Source organism: Pseudomonas sp. Fl4BN1 (genome assembly GCF_009908285.1).
GTDB lineage: Bacteria > Pseudomonadota > Gammaproteobacteria > Pseudomonadales > Pseudomonadaceae > Aquipseudomonas.
In genome coordinates this window covers 159,574-176,380 of the sequence record NZ_JAAARM010000013.1, presented here as the reverse complement: position 1 = coordinate 176,380, position 16,807 = coordinate 159,574, and the positions used below count along the sequence as shown (strand labels likewise).

The window sequence follows — 16,807 nt, the reverse complement described above, 5'->3', positions numbered from 1 at the left end:
ACGCATCGGTAATCCCATATCCCCCTAGCGTGGTCGGATTAGCGCCAGACAGTACGATCCCTCTTTTATCAATCGTCACCTGTCGATAGGCACCGGGCTTTTTGTCCGCGGGTAGGGCTGCTCCGGCCACGGCGTTATCAACGTACTCACGGGTCGCCAAAACCACCGCTGGATCGATCTTCAACACGATCTGCGCGGTGTTAGCGACGATAAAGTTCATGCGGATGACTTGAGTTTTGCCGGTGCCCTGAGCCAGCAGGGGCTTGAAGCTCGGTGCGCAGTTGGCCACCGCCACCAGATCGCCATCGGCATCGAACAAACCGATCTCACGAATCCAGCGACCACCGACATCGGGCGGAATCACTTGCTCGGTGATGATGATGTTGGGGTTGGCCGGGTCGGTGCGCACCTGGTTGACCGGTGCGCGACGCCATTCATTGACCAGCTTGGTCTGGGTCTTGCTGGGAATGGGGTCGGTGCCGTTGGCATCCCCTACCGCCATCTCCTTGAAGGTCCAGGGAGTGCCAAGGGCCGTGGCATTGGCCTGTTTCGCCTCGCCCACCGCCGTGAGGATGGCGAAGAACTGACTGTTGGAATCAATCATGAGTACACATCCAGGGTGTCTGTTTCATCAATACACATGACCTGGCCATAACGGCCGGTCACTTCGATATCGCGGGGTGTCGGGGGGTAAACGTCGATCACTTCGCCCTGATTCACATAGACGCCGTAACCGATCACCCCAGAGGTTTCCAGGCTGATGGCCAGGCCGCTCATGTGCCGGCTGACGGGCCTGGCGTCGTCGATCAGCCGGGTCAGTTCCTGGTACATCTCTTCGGTGATGCCGGTATCCAGCACGCCGACCTTCAGGGCAAAGGTGGCCGGCTCGCCTTCTGGAACCGTCTGCCACCACTCGACCACCTCGATCAGGTAACCCAGTGGTTCCACTACCCGACGCAGCGCACCGATGGTGCCTTTGCGTGCGTGGATGAAGTACGAGGCCCGGATCGCGTTGCGCTTGATCGTTTCAGACCAGCGCGGGTCCCAGCGATCCACCGACCAGGCCCAGGCCAGTTGCGGTAGCAGATGCACCGGGCAGGTCGACGGGTTGTACAGGGTGCGCAGCATGATCGCGGTATCGCCGGCGTTGGCCGCCTCAAGGGCGCGCTCCAGCGACGTGCTGTTGATCGGCAGTAGACTGCTCATCTCAGCTCCCCAGCGTGATGCTGTAACCGGTGCAATACGCTGCCTGGGCCTTGGTTGGGGCAAGGTCCTGCCAGCCGGGCAACTCGACTCGACCGACCCCGGCAACATGCAGTTGAGCATCGATCGCCGAACGGGCAACCTCAACCCCAAGGCGTTTGCGAGGGTTCATCCAGGCCAGGAGCTTGCGCTCGGCCTCGGCCAGGGCCGCATCACTTTCCGGCCCTGGCCCCTTCATGTGCAGCACCGCATCGATGCGATAGGGCAGCACCTGGGCACTCTGCACCGTGACCCGATCACCTAGCGGCCGAACATCCTCATCGTTGAGGGCTGCAGTAACAATCGCTAGCAACTCAGGACCGGCCGTGCCATTTCCTTCAAGGCTCAACACCGTGACCGTCACGCGAGCCGGCGACGGGCTTTCGGCTTCGGCATCCGCCACGAGGGCCGAAGCATTGCGCGCATGCAAGATGTAGCTGTTACGCGGTCCCGCCGTGGTCAGCCCTTCGTAGGCCAACTGGATGCGCTCGCGCAACGCGTCGTCCGACTCCTTGACCTCCTCCACCGGCGGTACTGCCTGCGGATCACCTGCCTGGATCACCAGGCGTTGCAGTTTGACGTTGGCCGCCAGGTGATCCAGATCCGTGCCCTGGGCATGAGCCAACAGCAGCGCCTTGGCCGCATCGTTGACCCTGGCCCGCAACAGCATGTCACCGTAGGCAGACAACTCCAGTTGCTTGGTAACCGGGTCACTTTCCAGGTTGGCCGTCCAGTTGTCGCCCATGTACCGGCGAAAAATTGCTAGTTTTCCTTGGTACAGCTCCTCAAAATCCAGGGCCTCAAGCACCTGCGGCGCCGGCAGCGCCGACAAGTCCAACGTACTCATGCCGTCACCTCCAAAACCGCGCTATTGCCCAGGTACTGGCCGGTCAGCTGAAAGCTGACCTGGCCAGCCACCACCGCTACCACTCGCACCTGCTCCAGCTTCAGCCGTGGCTCCCAGCGCAACAGCGCCCGGGCCACTTCGGCCTGCACGGCACTTTTCCACCCTCCGGTCACCGGCAAGTCAACGTAGCGGCGCAGGTTGCTGCCGTACTCCGGGCGCATCCGCCGGCTGCCCAGAGGGGTAGTCAGGATGTCCTCGATGGACTGCCGCACATGCTCGATGCCGGACAGCGACAGGCCGGTACGGCGATCCATTCCGATCATCGCGTTACTCCTGCGCTTGCAGATCCGGGTGGCTGTTCAGATAGTCCAGGGCGCGGTGGTCATCGGCTTTTACCGACACCTGTCCCTGGGTCACCAGCAACTGGCGCCCCTCCGCCAGGATCAACATGCGTGAGGTATAAAGGGTGTCGCGAAACACCACAGCGCCGGTGCCCGTTGGGCGACCGGGGGTTTTCTTAGGGGTAGCCATAGAATTCTCCGGGTACAAAAAAGCCGCTTTGAGCGGGTTGATTGGGTGATCGGTGGGAGGTGAGTCGTGGGTGCGGTGGCCGCCGAGAATCATTGCGGCGTTGCTGTTGAACCGGGGCCTGGCATCACACCCGGGTGGGTATGGGTCGAACCGACATTGACCCCGTTATGCTTCAAGCTCCCACCATTGATTTGCACATCGCCATTCAAGGTGATCGCTCCGGTCAGCGTGATGCTGGCGGCGCTACCGGTCAGGGCGCTGTCCGTCACCACCGCCGAACTGCCGCCGACCTGAATAGTCACCGTGCCGCTGGGCAGGCTGATGCTGTAGCTCCTGGCCTGCCAGTCATAGACCAGCGAGCCGCCATCATCGAAACGCCAGACCTCGACATGCTCGCGGTTGTCGGGCTGGGCACCGGCATTGCCATACAGGCCGGGGACGAAGGTGCCCTGCGCCGGTTCACCGCTGGGGCTGATCAAGGCCCCCTGCTCTCCCAGGCTCGGCACCCGCCAGTGACGGGCCTTGCCGGCTGCCTGGCTGTGCCAGCGGACCCAGGCGCTGCTCCAGCCGGCACCATCGGAAACACGCACAGTGCCAGCAGCGAGATCCACCGCGACCACGCTGCAAGGGATGATCAGGCCGGCGATCATGCGGTCGTGGGTTGCAGAAACGTAACTCACTCCATTTGCTCCGGTGACTGATAGTCAGCCTCGTGACCAGGACCGATATCGGGACTGAAGCCCAACACCAGCGTTCCCGGAGGTTGGTTCGGCCATGGCCATTGTTCCTGGCCAAGATAGATAAGCTGCTGCCATTGCACGATCCACTCGGCGCTCTGCACGGGTTCCGCAGAAGTGCCGGCAGGCTTCGCCGACACCGCTGTCGCGCCTTCGACAAAGTCGAGTGCCCAATGCTGACAACGCAACAGCTCGATTAGCTGCGCCGCCAGAATCGCCGCCTGCAAGGGTGCCTGTGCAAGGCTTGGATCAACCAGCGCACGGGCCTCAAAGGTTGTCCGCATACAACTGCGACCGTCACCAGGGTCCGGGCCCTGGTCCAGGCCGATGATTGCAAGGTAAATCGCCGGCTCAGAGGAGCCATCCAGTGCTTTGGGGAATGCCTCAACAGTATGGAGATGCGGCATAGCCGCCTTAATCGTGGACGTGATGGCGGCTTGTAGCTGCGTCAGTTCGTTCATTGTCTAGTTCCAGAATCAGGTCCATGCGGCCACGCCTGTCGGGGACGAACCGGTAGACCTCGTTGAAGGCTGGAGCTGATCAGGGCGTCAAGGCTGATCCGAGTGGGAGTCACGGGAAGGTGGCTCACAAACCCCGATGCGCTTGGCTGCCCAGCGCTCATAGAGGCCGATGGCGACGTCGGCGCCGGCCATGGCAGTCAGGCAACCGAAGGCGCAGGCGGTCCAGATCGAAACGCCGGCGGCATACAGCAGCATGATTGCCGAGACCCCGCAGACCACGCAGGCTCCAGAGCGCAGTGCCAGGCGCCGCAACAGCGACCAGCCACGGGCGCCCTCCTTGTCGGCGCGCCACATTTCGCCGGAAACGCCACCGACCAGCGCCAGGACGATGACCAGCCAGATCGGCATGTCCAGCAACGCTTGTTGCTCGTTTGTCATTCACGTCTCCCGTGCGGATTGAGGCCAGCGAAATGGCCAGTTGATAGAAGGCTGATAACGATGTTTCAAAGGGTCCCTGTCTGTCGGCGGCCCACATTAGGTAGGCATTCCAAAAAGCCCGGTCGCCCGGGCTTTTCAGTAATGCAATCCTTGGTCTTTCGGCGCTACTGGCGCGGTACGGACCCATTTAAATTGTTCCTCCGACCGCGACCCTGTCCGCCGGATAACTGCTTCTGGTGCTTTACGCTGCACACCCGGGTCAGTTGCCAACCCTCTGAACCGTCGAGGCCGGTTCATCGCTGCCTTTGCTTTGCCACTAAAGAGCGTCGCTGCAGCCGCTGTTGCGCGGCTTGGGACTCATATTATGCATCAATGCATATGTAGTCAATGCGTAAATGCATTTATTTATGCAAGGAGTTTGCTGAAACGCATAGAGAGCGCATAAACAAAGGGCCGGGATACTTTTCGGAGGCAAAAAAAAGCCCGCTCAAGAGCGGGCTTTGCCTGACGGTAATGGGTCAGCGGGCGTACATGCCCCACCAGAAGACGTGACCGAGGATGCTGATCTGCTCTTCCTGGATTTCCTGGAAGCTGTAGTCCTCATCAGGATGCTCATCGCGGTTGAAGCTGCGCAGGCGAATCCCGGTGGGCAGACGATACAGTTGCTTCACCCGCAACTGACCATTGTGGTTGATTGCGTACAGGTCGCCGTCGACGATATCGCCAATCGCGCACTTGCCGGCATTGACCCCGACCGTGGCACCATCGCGCAGCACCGGCAACATGCTGTTGCCACGCACCGTGACGCACTTGGCCTGATCGAACTGCACGCCGTTGTGCCGCAGGCTGCGCTTGCCGAATCGCAGGCTGGAGCGCTCGCTTTCCTCGATGACGAATCTTCCTGATCCAGCAGCCAATTCAACCTCACGCAGAAAGGGAACCGACACCTCGTCATCATCGATCGGGGTGTCGTCGTCCCACAGGCTTATATCCTTGAGTTCCGAATGAATCTCGTCACGGGGGGCTGCGGACCGGGCAGGCGTGATGCCCACGCGCCCACGCAGTTGATCGGTGCTCACCTGGAAGTATTCGGCGATCCGCGAAATGTGTTTATCCGAGGGATCGACAATCTTCCCGCTGAGAATCCGCGAGAGGGTGGATTGAGGCACACCGGTGCGACGGTGAAGCTCCGTGGGGGAGATTCCATCGCGATCCAGTAGCTCTCTTAGGACGGTAGAAACATTGCGTATTTGCATAGAACGCATATTGCTCGATCTTTTAGTCAATGACAAATGCTGTTTTGCATAGATGTAATGCATTTACCGGACAAACGCAGTAGCGCCTTGGTGCCTGCGAGGCCAGGGCGCCCATGGTAACCTTGCCGCCATCTGCAAAAAGCCGAGCCCAGCGCTCCTTTGCGTCACCCATTCAACGAACCCGCCTAAATACCAATGAGTAAAAATACCTCCGATCTGTCCTCCCACACGCCGATGATGCAACAGTACTGGCGCCTCAAGAACCAGCACCCTGACCAGTTGATGTTCTACCGCATGGGCGACTTCTACGAGATCTTCTATGAAGACGCGAAGAAGGCCGCCAAATTGCTCGACATCACCCTGACGGCGCGTGGACAGTCGGCAGGCCAGGCGATTCCCATGTGCGGCATCCCTTACCATGCCGCCGAGGGCTATCTGGCCAAGCTGGTGAAACTTGGCGAGTCGGTGGTGATCTGCGAGCAGGTCGGTGATCCCGCTACCAGCAAAGGTCCTGTAGACCGTCAGGTAGTGCGCATCATCACCCCGGGTACCGTCAGCGACGAGGCCCTGCTGGACGAACGCCGCGACAACCTGATCGCTGCCGTGCTGGGTGATGAGCGCCTGTTCGGCCTGGCGGTTCTGGATATCACCAGCGGCAACTTCAGCGTGCTGGAAATCAAGGGCTGGGAGAACCTGCTAGCCGAGCTGGAGCGCATCAATCCGGTCGAGCTGATGATCCCCGACGACTGGCCACAAGGCCTGCCGGCGGAAAAACGCCGTGGTGTTCGGCGTCGCGCGCCCTGGGATTTCGAGCGCGACTCGGCGCACAAGAGCCTGTGCCAACAGTTTTCCACTCAGGACCTCAAGGGCTTCGGCTGCGAGAACCTGACCCTGGCTATCGGCGCCGCCGGTTGCCTGCTGAGCTACGCCAAGGAAACCCAGCGCACTGCCCTGCCCCACTTGCGCAGCCTGCGTCACGAACGCCTGGACGACACCGTGGTGCTGGACGGCGCCAGCCGTCGCAACCTGGAGTTGGACACCAACCTGGCCGGCGGACGCGACAATACTCTGCAATCGGTAGTTGATCGCTGCCAGACCGCCATGGGCAGCCGACTGCTGACCCGCTGGCTGAATCGCCCCCTGCGGGACCTCAAGGTCCTGCAGGCGCGTCAGTCGTCGATCACCTGCCTGTTGGACGGGTATCGCTTCGAACGGCTGCAGCCACAGCTGAAGGAAATCGGCGATATCGAGCGGATCCTTGCGCGAATCGGCTTACGCAATGCCCGTCCGCGAGACTTGGCCCGCCTGCGCGACGCCCTGGCTGCGCTGCCAGAACTGCAAGAGGCAATGACCGAGCTGGAGGCAACTCACCTCAATCAACTGGCGGTCACCACCAGCACCTACCCGGAACTCGCCGCATTGCTGGCCAAGGCGATCATCGACAATCCTCCAGCGGTTATCCGCGATGGCGGCGTGCTCAAGACCGGCTACGACGCCGAACTGGACGAGTTGCAATCGCTGAGTGAGAACGCCGGACAGTTCCTGATCGACCTCGAAGCCCGGGAAAAGGCCCGTACCGGTCTGGCCAACCTCAAGGTCGGTTACAACCGTATTCATGGCTACTTTATCGAGCTGCCGAGCAAGCAGGCCGAGCAGGCGCCCGCGGACTATATTCGCCGTCAGACCCTCAAAGGTGCCGAACGCTTCATCACCCCGGAGCTCAAGGCCTTCGAAGACAAGGCACTGTCCGCCAAGAGCCGCGCCCTGGCTCGCGAAAAGATGCTCTACGACGCCCTGCTGGAAAATCTGATCAGCCACCTGCCGCCACTGCAAGACACCGCCGGGGCCCTGGCCGAACTGGACGTACTGAGCAACCTGGCCGAGCGCGCACTGAACCTGGACCTGAACTGCCCACGTTTTGTCAGCGAACCCTGCATGCGCATCACCCAGGGTCGTCACCCGGTAGTGGAGCAGGTGCTAACCACGCCTTTCGTGGCCAACGACCTAAGCCTGGACGACAACACCCGGATGCTGGTGATCACCGGTCCGAACATGGGCGGTAAATCCACCTATATGCGGCAGACCGCGCTGATCGTACTGCTGGCGCATATTGGTAGCTTTGTTCCGGCTGCGAGCTGCGAGCTGTCCCTGGTGGACCGGATCTTTACCCGGATCGGCTCCAGCGACGACCTGGCGGGCGGTCGTTCGACCTTCATGGTGGAAATGAGCGAAACCGCGAACATCCTGCACAACGCCACAGAGCGCAGCCTGGTGCTGATGGACGAAGTCGGTCGTGGTACCAGCACGTTTGACGGACTTTCTCTGGCCTGGGCTGCGGCAGAACGTCTCGCCCATTTGCGCGCCTATACTCTGTTCGCCACCCACTACTTCGAGCTGACCGTGCTGCCAGAAAGCGAGCCACTGGTAGCCAACGTGCACCTCAATGCCACTGAGCATAATGAGCGTATCGTCTTCCTGCACCATGTCCTGCCCGGCCCTGCCAGCCAAAGCTATGGCCTGGCAGTAGCCCAGCTGGCGGGGGTTCCCAGCCCTGTCATCCTGCGCGCCCGTGAGCATTTGAGCCGCCTGGAAACCACTAGTCTGCCCCACGACATACCGCAACCAGCACCGGGTAAAACCTCGGTTCCGCAACAAAGCGACATGTTCGCCAGCCTGCCCCACCCGGTACTCGATGACCTGGCCAAGCTGGATCTGGATGACATGACACCACGTCGGGCACTGGAAATGCTCTATACATTGAAGACACGCATCTAACGCGAACGCCTTCAAGCTGTTAGAATCTCGCGCGGTTTGGGATGCTGCGGACTATTAGCCTGGTTCGCAGACTATCGCTCCCAAACCTGGCGACCCCGTCATGTAGGGGCTCCGCTGCCGCCGCCTGAGGAGAGAATTAGAAATGACCTTCGTCGTCACCGACAACTGCATCAAGTGCAAGTACACCGACTGCGTAGAAGTCTGTCCGGTGGACTGCTTTTACGAAGGCCCGAACTTCCTGGTGATTCACCCGGATGAGTGCATCGACTGCGCGCTGTGCGAGCCTGAATGCCCCGCTGTAGCGATTTTCTCCGAGGATGAAGTCCCGGAAGAGATGCAAGAGTTCATTCAGTTGAACGTCGAGCTGGCTGAGATCTGGCCGAACATTACTGAAAAGAAAGAATCTTTGCCCGATGCCGAAGAGTGGGATGGCGTCAAAGGCAAGATCAAAGACCTCGAACGCTGATTGCCGCCGAGCTCCTGAAAAGGCCCCTTGCGGGCCTTTTGCGTTTCTGGAATCCGGGATTTGCTCTCGGGACTTTTTGACAGGCAAAAAAAAGGGGCGGTATGACCCGCCCACATTTTCCCTAGTCCCTGTGTTCCTTTTCATCGTCCTGATGAATCGCGTCCTGCGATGTCCTGACCATCCTCCTTGATGGTTGTGTCTATCCGTCGACACAAGGCTGATATTAAAGAGTTCCCAGGCGAGAGCAATCGCACTATTTGCAGGACTTCTTGTCCAACACAATATCGAAAAATACAAAAAACCTTATAAATCAAATAGATAAAAAAACTCTTAAGAAGATTTGGGCAAGTTAGAAGTAGCCGAGAACCGAATACTTACGAAAAAGTAATCTTTGGCTTACACACAAGTTAAGAATAATCCCGAGAGTAATCAGAATAGGAGAATCAATAGATATTACGTCCACGCAATAAAAAGCCCCGAGTTGATCGGGGCTTTTGCGGGTTAACTCCAGAAGCTACTGAAACAGCGACTCACTGGATAATCCATTCTTCTCCAGGATCTCCCGCAAGCGCTTGAGCCCTTCAACCTGAATCTGCCGAACCCGCTCACGGGTCAGACCGATCTCCAGGCCAACGTCCTCAAGGGTACTGCTCTCATGCCCACGCAGACCAAAGCGGCGCACCACCACTTCACGCTGCTTCTCGGTCAGCTCGGACAACCATTGATCGATACTCTGTGACAGATCATCGTCCTGCAACAGCTCACAAGGATCCGTTGGACGGTCGTCAGTGAGAGTATCCAACAGGGTCTTGTCCGAATCCGGGCCCAGCGAGACATCGACCGAAGACACCCGCTCGTTCAAGCCGAGCATGCGTTTGACTTCAGCCACCGGCTTCTCCAGCAGGTTGGCGATTTCTTCGGGAGAAGGTTCATGATCGAGTTTTTGCGTCAACTCACGAGCGGCGCGCAAGTAAACGTTGAGTTCTTTAACCACATGAATCGGCAACCGGATGGTCCGGGTCTGATTCATGATTGCCCGCTCGATGGTCTGACGAATCCACCAGGTGGCATAGGTCGAGAAGCGAAAGCCACGTTCCGGATCGAACTTCTCAACCGCTCGGATCAAGCCGAGGTTGCCCTCTTCGATCAGATCCAGCAGCGACAATCCGCGATTGACATAGCGTCGGGCGATTTTCACCACCAATCGCAAGTTGCTTTCAATCATGCGTTTGCGCCCCGCCGGGTCGCCACTTTGCGACAGGCGCGCAAAGTGCACTTCCTCTTCAGGAGAGAGCAATGGAGAAAAACCGATTTCGTTGAGGTACAACTGCGTCGCGTCGAGCGCGCGGGTGTAATCAATGTACTTGTGTTGTTTAAGTGAAGCGGAGCTTTTGGATTTGGCGCGAACGGAAGGTGGAGTTGCCCCCTCATTATTCGACATCGAATCCATATCGATGCTGCTCTCCATAAGGAGAACCTCATCGTCGATGTCAAACTCCGGCACTTCTTTACTGAGAGCCATTGTTATAGTCCTTTGGTGAGTTCGACCTCAGGCTCAAGCGTCGCCTTTATCCTTGGCAACACTGGAGCCTGTTCCCTCTACGCGAGTGGAACAGGCTGGTAACGGATCAACGACGTGGCAGGAATTGCAGCGGATCTACAGGTTTACCTTGTCGGCGAATCTCAAAGTGCAGTTTCACCCGGTCTGTACCAGTTGATCCCATCTCGGCAATTGTCTGTCCGACTTTGACCTGCTGTCCCTCCCGAACCAATAGCTTGCGGTTGTGGCCGTAAGCACTGACGTAGGTTTCGCTGTGTTTGATGATGACTAATTCGCCGTAGCCCCTTAAGCCACTCCCGGCGTAAACCACCGTCCCATCAGACGCAGCTAAAACAGGCTGTCCCAAATCCCCGGCGATATCAATGCCTTTATTCAAACTACCGTTTGAAGAAAATTTTCCAATGAGAACACCGTTGGATGGCCACCCCCAACCGGTTGGAGCGGGGCCTGCTGGCGGAAGCGGAGCCGCTGCCGGCTTGCTCGCAGTACCCACTGCAGGTGCTGCTGTGGTGGCTGCTGGTGGCGTGTTGGCAGCGCCTACAGGGCGACGGATAATCGTGGTCTTGCTGGATGAAGAAGCGCCGGACTGGGTACTCGTCACCACGGTGGTCGGCACCGCGCCAGTGCGGCCGTCAAAGCGAATGGTCTGCCCAGGATGAATGGTGTAGGGCTCGGCAATGTTGTTACGGGCGGCCAGTGCCTTGTAGTCCCAGCCATAACGGAAGGCAATGGAGAACAACGTATCCCCGCGACGCACTACATATTGCCCAGTCGTGACGGCAGCACGTTGTGGCGCCACATTATTGTTACGCTCAACCACACCCACACTGCTGGATTTGCTACTGGAGCAACCGACCAACAAGGAGCTCAAGACCAGGCCAATCATCAGTCGCTGAAAGCTTGATATACCCATACGCTGCGCAATGACTGTGAGACTCACCCGCCGCTCCCTTTGTGCTGGTTGACGATATAGATTGCCTGGCTCAGGCATGAAGTGCCGCAAGTATAACTGGACACCGACGCTTTACCGTCGGCAAAGCGCAAGAGACCGCCGCAAGAGTCAGCCACCGATCGCTACCCCATTCATTGACGATCAATACGGCACTAAGACACAGCCAATCAAACAGAATTCACCCAGGCCCGATAAATGTTCAGGCCAGTGGGCCATTGAGCAGCGGCACAAAACGTACCGCTCCCAGAACATGCCGTGCAAAGCCATGTTCCTCCCGAACGATCAGCATCAATTGCTGCACTTCCCCAGCGCCTACCGGAATCACCATACGTCCGCCAGGCGCCAGTTGATCGAGCAGCGCCTGAGGGATATCAGTGGCCACGGCGGTGACGATGATGCCATTGTATGGCGCCAAAGCCGGCCAGCCTTCCCAACCATCCCCCCAGCGAAACACCACGTTGCGCAGATTCAACTCCTGCAGGCGTTCCTTGGCCCGATCCTGCAGGACCTTGATCCGTTCCACCGAGAACACCCGCTCCACCAGTTGCGACAACACCGCCGTCTGGTAGCCGGAGCCAGTGCCGATCTCCAGCACCTTGTCCAATGGGCCGGCCGCGAGCAGCAACTCGCTCATACGGGCCACCATGTAAGGCTGGGAGATGGTCTGGTTATGGCCAATGGGCAGCGCTGTATCTTCATAGGCACGATGGGCCAGTGCCTCATCGACGAACAGATGCCGCGGTGTACGCCGGATGACTTCCAATACCTGGGGATTGGACAGGCCTTCATCGTAGAGCCGCTGAATCAGGCGCTCGCGGGTGCGCTGGGAGGTCATGCCGATGCCCCGTCGCAGCAAATCATCTTGCTCACGAGCCATCAGCGCAGCCCCTCCAGCCAGCCATCCAGACTTCTGAACGCATCATTGAAGGTGCGATCCAACTGCAACGGCGTAATGGAAACGTAGCCTTGCATGACGGCATGGAAGTCGGTACCGGGCCCGCCATCCTCGGCGTCGCCGGCGGCGGCAATCCAGTAACCCGACTTGCCGCGAGGATCGACAACCTTCATCGGTGCAGCGGCACGGGCACGATGGCCCAAGCGGGTCAGTTGGATACCGCGGATGTGATCAAGTGGCAAATTGGGAATATTCACGTTCAACACCGTCCGTGGTGGCAACTCTAGCAAGCCCTGTGCTTCCACCAGCTTGCGCGCGAAATAGGCGGCGGTCGCAAGGTTTTCCACCTGCCGCGACACCAGCGAAAAGGCAATCGCCGGGCGCTGCAGGAAACGCCCTTCCAATGCGGCAGCGACAGTCCCGGAGTACAGCACGTCATCCCCGAGGTTGGCCCCCAGGTTGATGCCCGATACCACCATGTCCGGCTCGTGCTCCAACAGGCCATTGAGCCCCAGATGAACGCAGTCGGTCGGCGTGCCATTGATGCTGATATAGCCATTGCTCAGGGTATGCGGATGCAGCGGACGGTCGAGCGTCAGCGAGCTGCTGGCGCCGCTTTTGTCCTGGTCCGGTGCGACAACCACACACTCGGCGTAATCCGCCAGCGCAGCATGCAGCGCGGCGATACCGGGTGCAGTTACCCCATCATCGTTCGAAATCAGAATACGCATGGGCTGTCCGTCTGCCCCACCGGCACCAGATCGACGAGTTCACGCACCAATGCGGTGGCGAAGCATCCGGCCGGCAGGACGAATTCCAGTTGCAGAATGTCAGGCTCGGGATAATGCCACGTCAAACCGCCAATGGGCAGCCGCAGGATGCGTCGTTCGTGGCTCATGCCGGCTTTTATCAGCCAATCACACAACGCTGTCTCACGCGTGGCGGTTTCCTGCTCAAGGTCATGGCTCGCACCACCTGCTGGAGACTCGCCCTCACCCCACAATGGACCGGTAGGATGCAGATCAAGAATCGCCAGGCGCGGATCAGAGCATTCAGCCTGCCCGGCCATGAAAAAGCTGCGGCTGTCGGTAAACGCCAGCAGATCGCCTACCTGGGCCCGCTGCCAGCTGCCATCCGCCACTCGCGCCGCCAGCACCTGATTGAACAGATAGCTGCGGGCCGTGGACAGCAACCTCGAGCGTACGTTGCGTTGCTCCGGAAGTGCCTGGCGCGCTGCCCAGTCACGAGCATCCACCAAGTTACCGCCGTCATGGCCGAAACGCTGAGCACCGAAATAGTTGGGAATCCCCTGCTGGGCGATCAACTTCAGACGCTCATCGATAGCGGTCTGATCAGCCTTGAGGGCCGTCAAGCGCAGAGTGAAACCGTTGGCCGCATGGGCACCGCGCTGCAGTTTACGCTTGTGGCGGGTGGCCTTGAGGATTTTCAGGGTGTGGTTTTCCGCCGCTGCAAGGTCCGGGTCAGCCTTGCCGGGCAATTGCACACTGAACCATTGGCGAGTCAGTGCCTGCCGATCCTTGAGCCCGGCGTAGCTGACGGTACGCAATGGCACACCAGCCGCCTTGGCAATTCGCCGCGCAGCTTCCTCAGTGTTCAATCCACGCTTTTCCACCCACAGCCACAGGTGCTCGCCTTCACCGCTCAGCGGGATATCGAGGACCTCATCGACCTGGAAGTCTTCAGCCGTGGCCTTGAGTACGGCGCTGCCCAAGGCATCGCCATAGGCCCGCGGGCCCAAGAGTTGCAGTTCATTCATGGTCGTAGCAACAAGGCCACGGAGTGCACCGCGATGCCTTCCTCGCGACCGACGAAACCGAGTTTTTCGGTGGTAGTAGCCTTCACGTTCACTTGATCCAACTCAACTTGCAGATCCGCGGCGATCAAGGCGCGCATCGTTTCAATATGGGGGGCCATCTTCGGCGCCTGGGCAACAATGGTGTTGTCGACATTGCCGATTTTCCAGCCCTTGGCATGAATCAGCGCGACAACGTGACGCAGCAATACGCGGCTGTCGGCACCTTTGAACTGCGGGTCGGTATCCGGAAAATGCTTACCGATATCCCCCAGTGCGGCGGCACCCAGCAAGGCATCACTGAGCGCGTGCAGCAGCACGTCGCCGTCGGAGTGAGCCAGCAACCCGAAATGATGGGCGATACGCACACCACCCAGCGTGATGAAGTCGCCCTCAGCGAAACGGTGCACATCGTAGCCGTGGCCAATACGCATAAAAAAACGCCCCGAAAAAGTCAGGGCGTGATTCTACCTGCTTTGGCGCCTGTTAGGGCCTGAACAAAAGCTCGGCGAACGAAGCCCGGCCAAGGTCAAACGACCAACGGGAGTAATAGCCCAAGGTGGGCCCGAAGGAAGAACGTAGCGAGCCAAAACAGACGAGGAAGCAGAGTCCTGGAACCTGAGCAAGCATTCCGATCGGACTCGCGTACAAGCCTGCCTTAACCCCACTCGAACGCTGAAACCGTTTGAGTCCAGCCCCTAGGCGTTCAGAGCGCGAGCATGGTGCTGCAGGTGATCGTCAATGAAACTAGCGATAAAGAAGTAGCTGTGGTCGTAACCAGGCTGCAAGCGCAAGGTCAGCTCATGGCCAGCATTCCTTGCTGCCTGCTGCAAGGTTTCGGGCTTGAGCTGAGTGGCAAGAAAATCATCACGGTCACCCTGATCCACCAGCAGCGGCAACTTTTCGGGCGCCTCGGCAATCAGCACGCTGGCATCCCATTCCCGCCAGCGTGAACGCTCGTCTCCCAGGTACCGGGAAAACGCCTTCTGCCCCCAGGGACAGTCCATTGGATTACTGATGGGCGCGAAAGCCGACACCGACTGATAGCGGCCGGGATTACGCAATGCACAGACCAATGCCCCGTGGCCACCCATGGAGTGCCCGCTGATACCGCGCTTCTGCGAAGCGGGAAAATGCGCCTCCACCAACGCAGGCAACTCATTCACCACATAGTCGTGCATCCGGTAGTGCTGGGCCCAGGGTTCCTGGGTGGCGTTCAGGTAAAACCCTGCTCCCAGGCCAAAGTCCCAGGCACCCTCCGGATCGCCGGGCACACCGGAGCCTCGGGGGCTGGTATCTGGAGCAACAATGATCAGCCCCAGCTCCGCGGCCATGCGCTGGGCACCGGCCTTGTGCATGAAGTTCTCGTCGGTGCAGGTCAGGCCGGACAGCCAGTACAGCACCGGAAGCCTGTTGCCCTGTTCGGCTTGTGGCGGCAAATAGACCGCAAACACCATCTCGCAGCCCAATACCTGGGAATGGTGTTTGTAGCGTTTGTGCCAGCCGCCGGAGCTTTTCTGGCAGGAAAGGTTTTCCAGACTCATGACAGACCTCCAGCCACAAGCTGCAAGTCCCTGGCCGCCTGCGGAGCTTCCCCGCGCAGCTTGAGACCGACGCTTGCAGCTGCTCTTAAAAGTGGATGACCGAACGAATGCTCTTGCCTTCGTGCATCAGATCGAAAGCCTTGTTGATGTCTTCCAGGCCCATGGTGTGGGTAATGAAGGTATCCAGAGGGATCTCGCCGGTCTGGGACATTTCCACGTAGCTAGGCAACTCGCTACGACCGCGTACACCGCCGAATGCCGAACCGCGCCATACGCGGCCAGTAACTAATTGGAATGGTCGGGTCGAGATTTCCTGGCCAGCGCCAGCCACACCGATGATCACCGACTCGCCCCAGCCCTTGTGGCAGCACTCCAGCGCGGCACGCATCAGTTGCACGTTGCCGATGCATTCAAAGGAGAAGTCCACGCCGCCATCAGTCATGTCGACAATGACATCCTGGATCGGACGATCGAAGTCTTTAGGATTGACGCAGTCAGTGGCGCCCAACTGCTTGGCAATTTCGAACTTGGCCGGGTTGATATCGATAGCGATGATTCGCCCCGCCTTGGCCTTGACCGCGCCAATCACCGCCGATAGACCGATACCGCCCAGGCCGAAAATGGCCACGGTGTCACCTGCCTTGACCTTGGCGGTGTTGAGTACCGCACCAATCCCGGTCGTCACGCCACAGCCCAGAAGGCAGACCTTTTCCAGCGGTGCATCCTTGGAGATCTTGGCCACGGAGATTTCCGGCAACACGGTGTACTCAGAGAAAGTCGAGGTGCCCATGTAATGGAAAATTGGCTGACCCTTGTAGGAAAAGCGCGTAGTGCCATCAGGCATCAAGCCTTTACCTTGGGTCGCACGAATTGCCTGACAGAGGTTGGTCTTGCCCGACAGACAGAATTTGCACTTGCCACATTCTGGGGTGTACAGCGGAATCACATGATCACCCACGACCACCGAGGTCACGCCCTCGCCCACCGCTTCCACCACGGCACCGCCTTCATGGCCGAGGATCGACGGAAAGATGCCTTCCGGATCCGCGCCCGACAGGGTGTAGGCGTCGGTATGGCAGACACCGGAAGCAACAATCCGTAGCAGCACCTCGCCCGCCTTGGGCATGGCGACATCCACTTCGACGATTTCCAGGGGTTTCTTGGCCTCGAAGGCTACGGCGGCGCGCGACTTGATCATCCTGACTCTCCAGTGAATAAAAACGAGACGGTGAGTGTAAAACAGTGCAATGCGATGAATAATCCAGGCCAAAGCAAAACATTATTGCCAC

The 16,807-nt window shown here is 59.1% G+C and carries 18 protein-coding genes and 1 pseudogene; 2 read left to right on the top strand and 17 right to left on the bottom strand.

The genetic code is table 11. The annotated features are described in order from the left end of the window. Window positions 1-97 precede the first annotated feature (97 nt). The 9 genes and pseudogenes from GV818_RS35310 to GV818_RS16810 form a co-directional block, all read right to left on the bottom strand. A pseudogene (locus GV818_RS35310) lies at window positions 98-604 on the bottom strand (phage tail protein); the annotation flags it as partial. Further along, window positions 601-1,206 (bottom strand): phage tail protein I, encoded by a 606-nt coding sequence (locus GV818_RS16845; protein ID WP_161777032.1) that lies wholly within the window; start codon window positions 1,204-1,206, stop codon window positions 601-603. The gene GV818_RS16845 and the pseudogene GV818_RS35310, both read right to left, overlap by 4 nt. A 1-nt stretch (window position 1,207) precedes the next feature. Further along, window positions 1,208-2,089 (bottom strand): baseplate assembly protein, encoded by an 882-nt coding sequence (locus GV818_RS16840; RefSeq protein ID WP_161777031.1) that lies wholly within the window; start codon window positions 2,087-2,089, stop codon window positions 1,208-1,210. Further along, window positions 2,086-2,412 carry a GPW/gp25 family protein gene (locus GV818_RS16835; protein WP_161777030.1) on the bottom strand — a complete coding sequence of 109 codons (327 nt, stop codon included), beginning with the start codon at window positions 2,410-2,412 and terminating at the stop codon, window positions 2,086-2,088. Before GV818_RS16835 ends, GV818_RS16840 begins: the two co-directional genes overlap by 4 nt. 4 nt (window positions 2,413-2,416) lie before the next feature. Then, on the bottom strand, window positions 2,417-2,620 hold the full coding sequence (locus GV818_RS16830; protein WP_161777029.1) for a hypothetical protein: 204 nt from the start codon (window positions 2,618-2,620) through the stop codon (window positions 2,417-2,419). A gap of 89 nt (window positions 2,621-2,709) precedes the next feature. Then, window positions 2,710-3,300 carry a phage baseplate assembly protein V gene (locus GV818_RS16825; RefSeq protein WP_161777028.1) on the bottom strand — a complete coding sequence of 197 codons (591 nt, stop codon included), beginning with the start codon at window positions 3,298-3,300 and terminating at the stop codon, window positions 2,710-2,712. Continuing rightward, window positions 3,297-3,818, bottom strand: a complete 522-nt coding sequence (locus GV818_RS16820) for a hypothetical protein (protein WP_161777027.1) — start codon at window positions 3,816-3,818, stop codon at window positions 3,297-3,299. Before GV818_RS16820 ends, GV818_RS16825 begins: the two co-directional genes overlap by 4 nt. Before the next feature lie 87 nt (window positions 3,819-3,905). Then, a complete protein-coding gene (locus tag GV818_RS16815; RefSeq protein ID WP_011059558.1) occupies window positions 3,906-4,256 on the bottom strand; it encodes a phage holin family protein in 351 nt (116 codons plus the stop codon). 518 nt (window positions 4,257-4,774) lie between these two features. Then, complete coding sequence (locus tag GV818_RS16810) at window positions 4,775-5,521, bottom strand: LexA family transcriptional regulator (protein ID WP_161777026.1); 747 nt, start codon at window positions 5,519-5,521, stop codon at window positions 4,775-4,777. Between the two features lie 186 nt (window positions 5,522-5,707). Here GV818_RS16810 and mutS point away from each other — a divergent pair, with 186 nt between their 5' ends. Together mutS and fdxA are read left to right on the top strand one after the other, a co-directional pair. Beyond that, window positions 5,708-8,287, top strand: a complete 2,580-nt coding sequence (mutS, locus tag GV818_RS16805; protein ID WP_161777025.1) for a DNA mismatch repair protein MutS — start codon at window positions 5,708-5,710, stop codon at window positions 8,285-8,287. Between the two features lie 142 nt (window positions 8,288-8,429). Beyond that, a complete protein-coding gene (fdxA, locus tag GV818_RS16800; RefSeq protein WP_007908827.1) occupies window positions 8,430-8,753 on the top strand; it encodes a ferredoxin FdxA in 324 nt (107 codons plus the stop codon). A gap of 514 nt (window positions 8,754-9,267) precedes the next feature. Here fdxA and rpoS read toward each other — a convergent pair. The 8 genes from rpoS to GV818_RS16760 form a co-directional block, all read right to left on the bottom strand. Further along, window positions 9,268-10,275, bottom strand: a complete 1,008-nt coding sequence (rpoS, locus tag GV818_RS16795) for an RNA polymerase sigma factor RpoS (protein ID WP_016964675.1) — start codon at window positions 10,273-10,275, stop codon at window positions 9,268-9,270. Window positions 10,276-10,381: 106 nt separating this feature from the next. Further along, window positions 10,382-11,254 carry a peptidoglycan DD-metalloendopeptidase family protein gene (locus GV818_RS16790; protein ID WP_161777024.1) on the bottom strand — a complete coding sequence of 291 codons (873 nt, stop codon included), beginning with the start codon at window positions 11,252-11,254 and terminating at the stop codon, window positions 10,382-10,384. A gap of 211 nt (window positions 11,255-11,465) precedes the next feature. Then, entirely contained in the window at window positions 11,466-12,101 is a 636-nt protein-coding gene (locus tag GV818_RS16785; RefSeq protein WP_178124957.1) for a protein-L-isoaspartate(D-aspartate) O-methyltransferase, read from the bottom strand. Between the two features lie 41 nt (window positions 12,102-12,142). Then, window positions 12,143-12,892 (bottom strand): 5'/3'-nucleotidase SurE, encoded by a 750-nt coding sequence (surE, locus tag GV818_RS16780; RefSeq protein WP_161757939.1) that lies wholly within the window; start codon window positions 12,890-12,892, stop codon window positions 12,143-12,145. Then, entirely contained in the window at window positions 12,880-13,938 is a 1,059-nt protein-coding gene (truD, locus tag GV818_RS16775; RefSeq protein ID WP_161757940.1) for a tRNA pseudouridine(13) synthase TruD, read from the bottom strand. Before truD ends, surE begins: the two co-directional genes overlap by 13 nt. Then, window positions 13,935-14,408, bottom strand: coding sequence for a 2-C-methyl-D-erythritol 2,4-cyclodiphosphate synthase (ispF, locus tag GV818_RS16770; RefSeq protein ID WP_161757941.1), 474 nt, complete (start codon window positions 14,406-14,408; stop codon window positions 13,935-13,937). The genes truD and ispF overlap by 4 nt, the downstream gene beginning before the upstream one ends. 264 nt (window positions 14,409-14,672) lie before the next feature. Next, complete coding sequence (fghA, locus tag GV818_RS16765; RefSeq protein ID WP_161777023.1) at window positions 14,673-15,518, bottom strand: S-formylglutathione hydrolase; 846 nt, start codon at window positions 15,516-15,518, stop codon at window positions 14,673-14,675. Window positions 15,519-15,603: 85 nt separating this feature from the next. Next, complete coding sequence (locus tag GV818_RS16760; RefSeq protein WP_161757943.1) at window positions 15,604-16,716, bottom strand: S-(hydroxymethyl)glutathione dehydrogenase/class III alcohol dehydrogenase; 1,113 nt, start codon at window positions 16,714-16,716, stop codon at window positions 15,604-15,606. Between the last annotated feature and the right edge of the window lie 91 nt (window positions 16,717-16,807).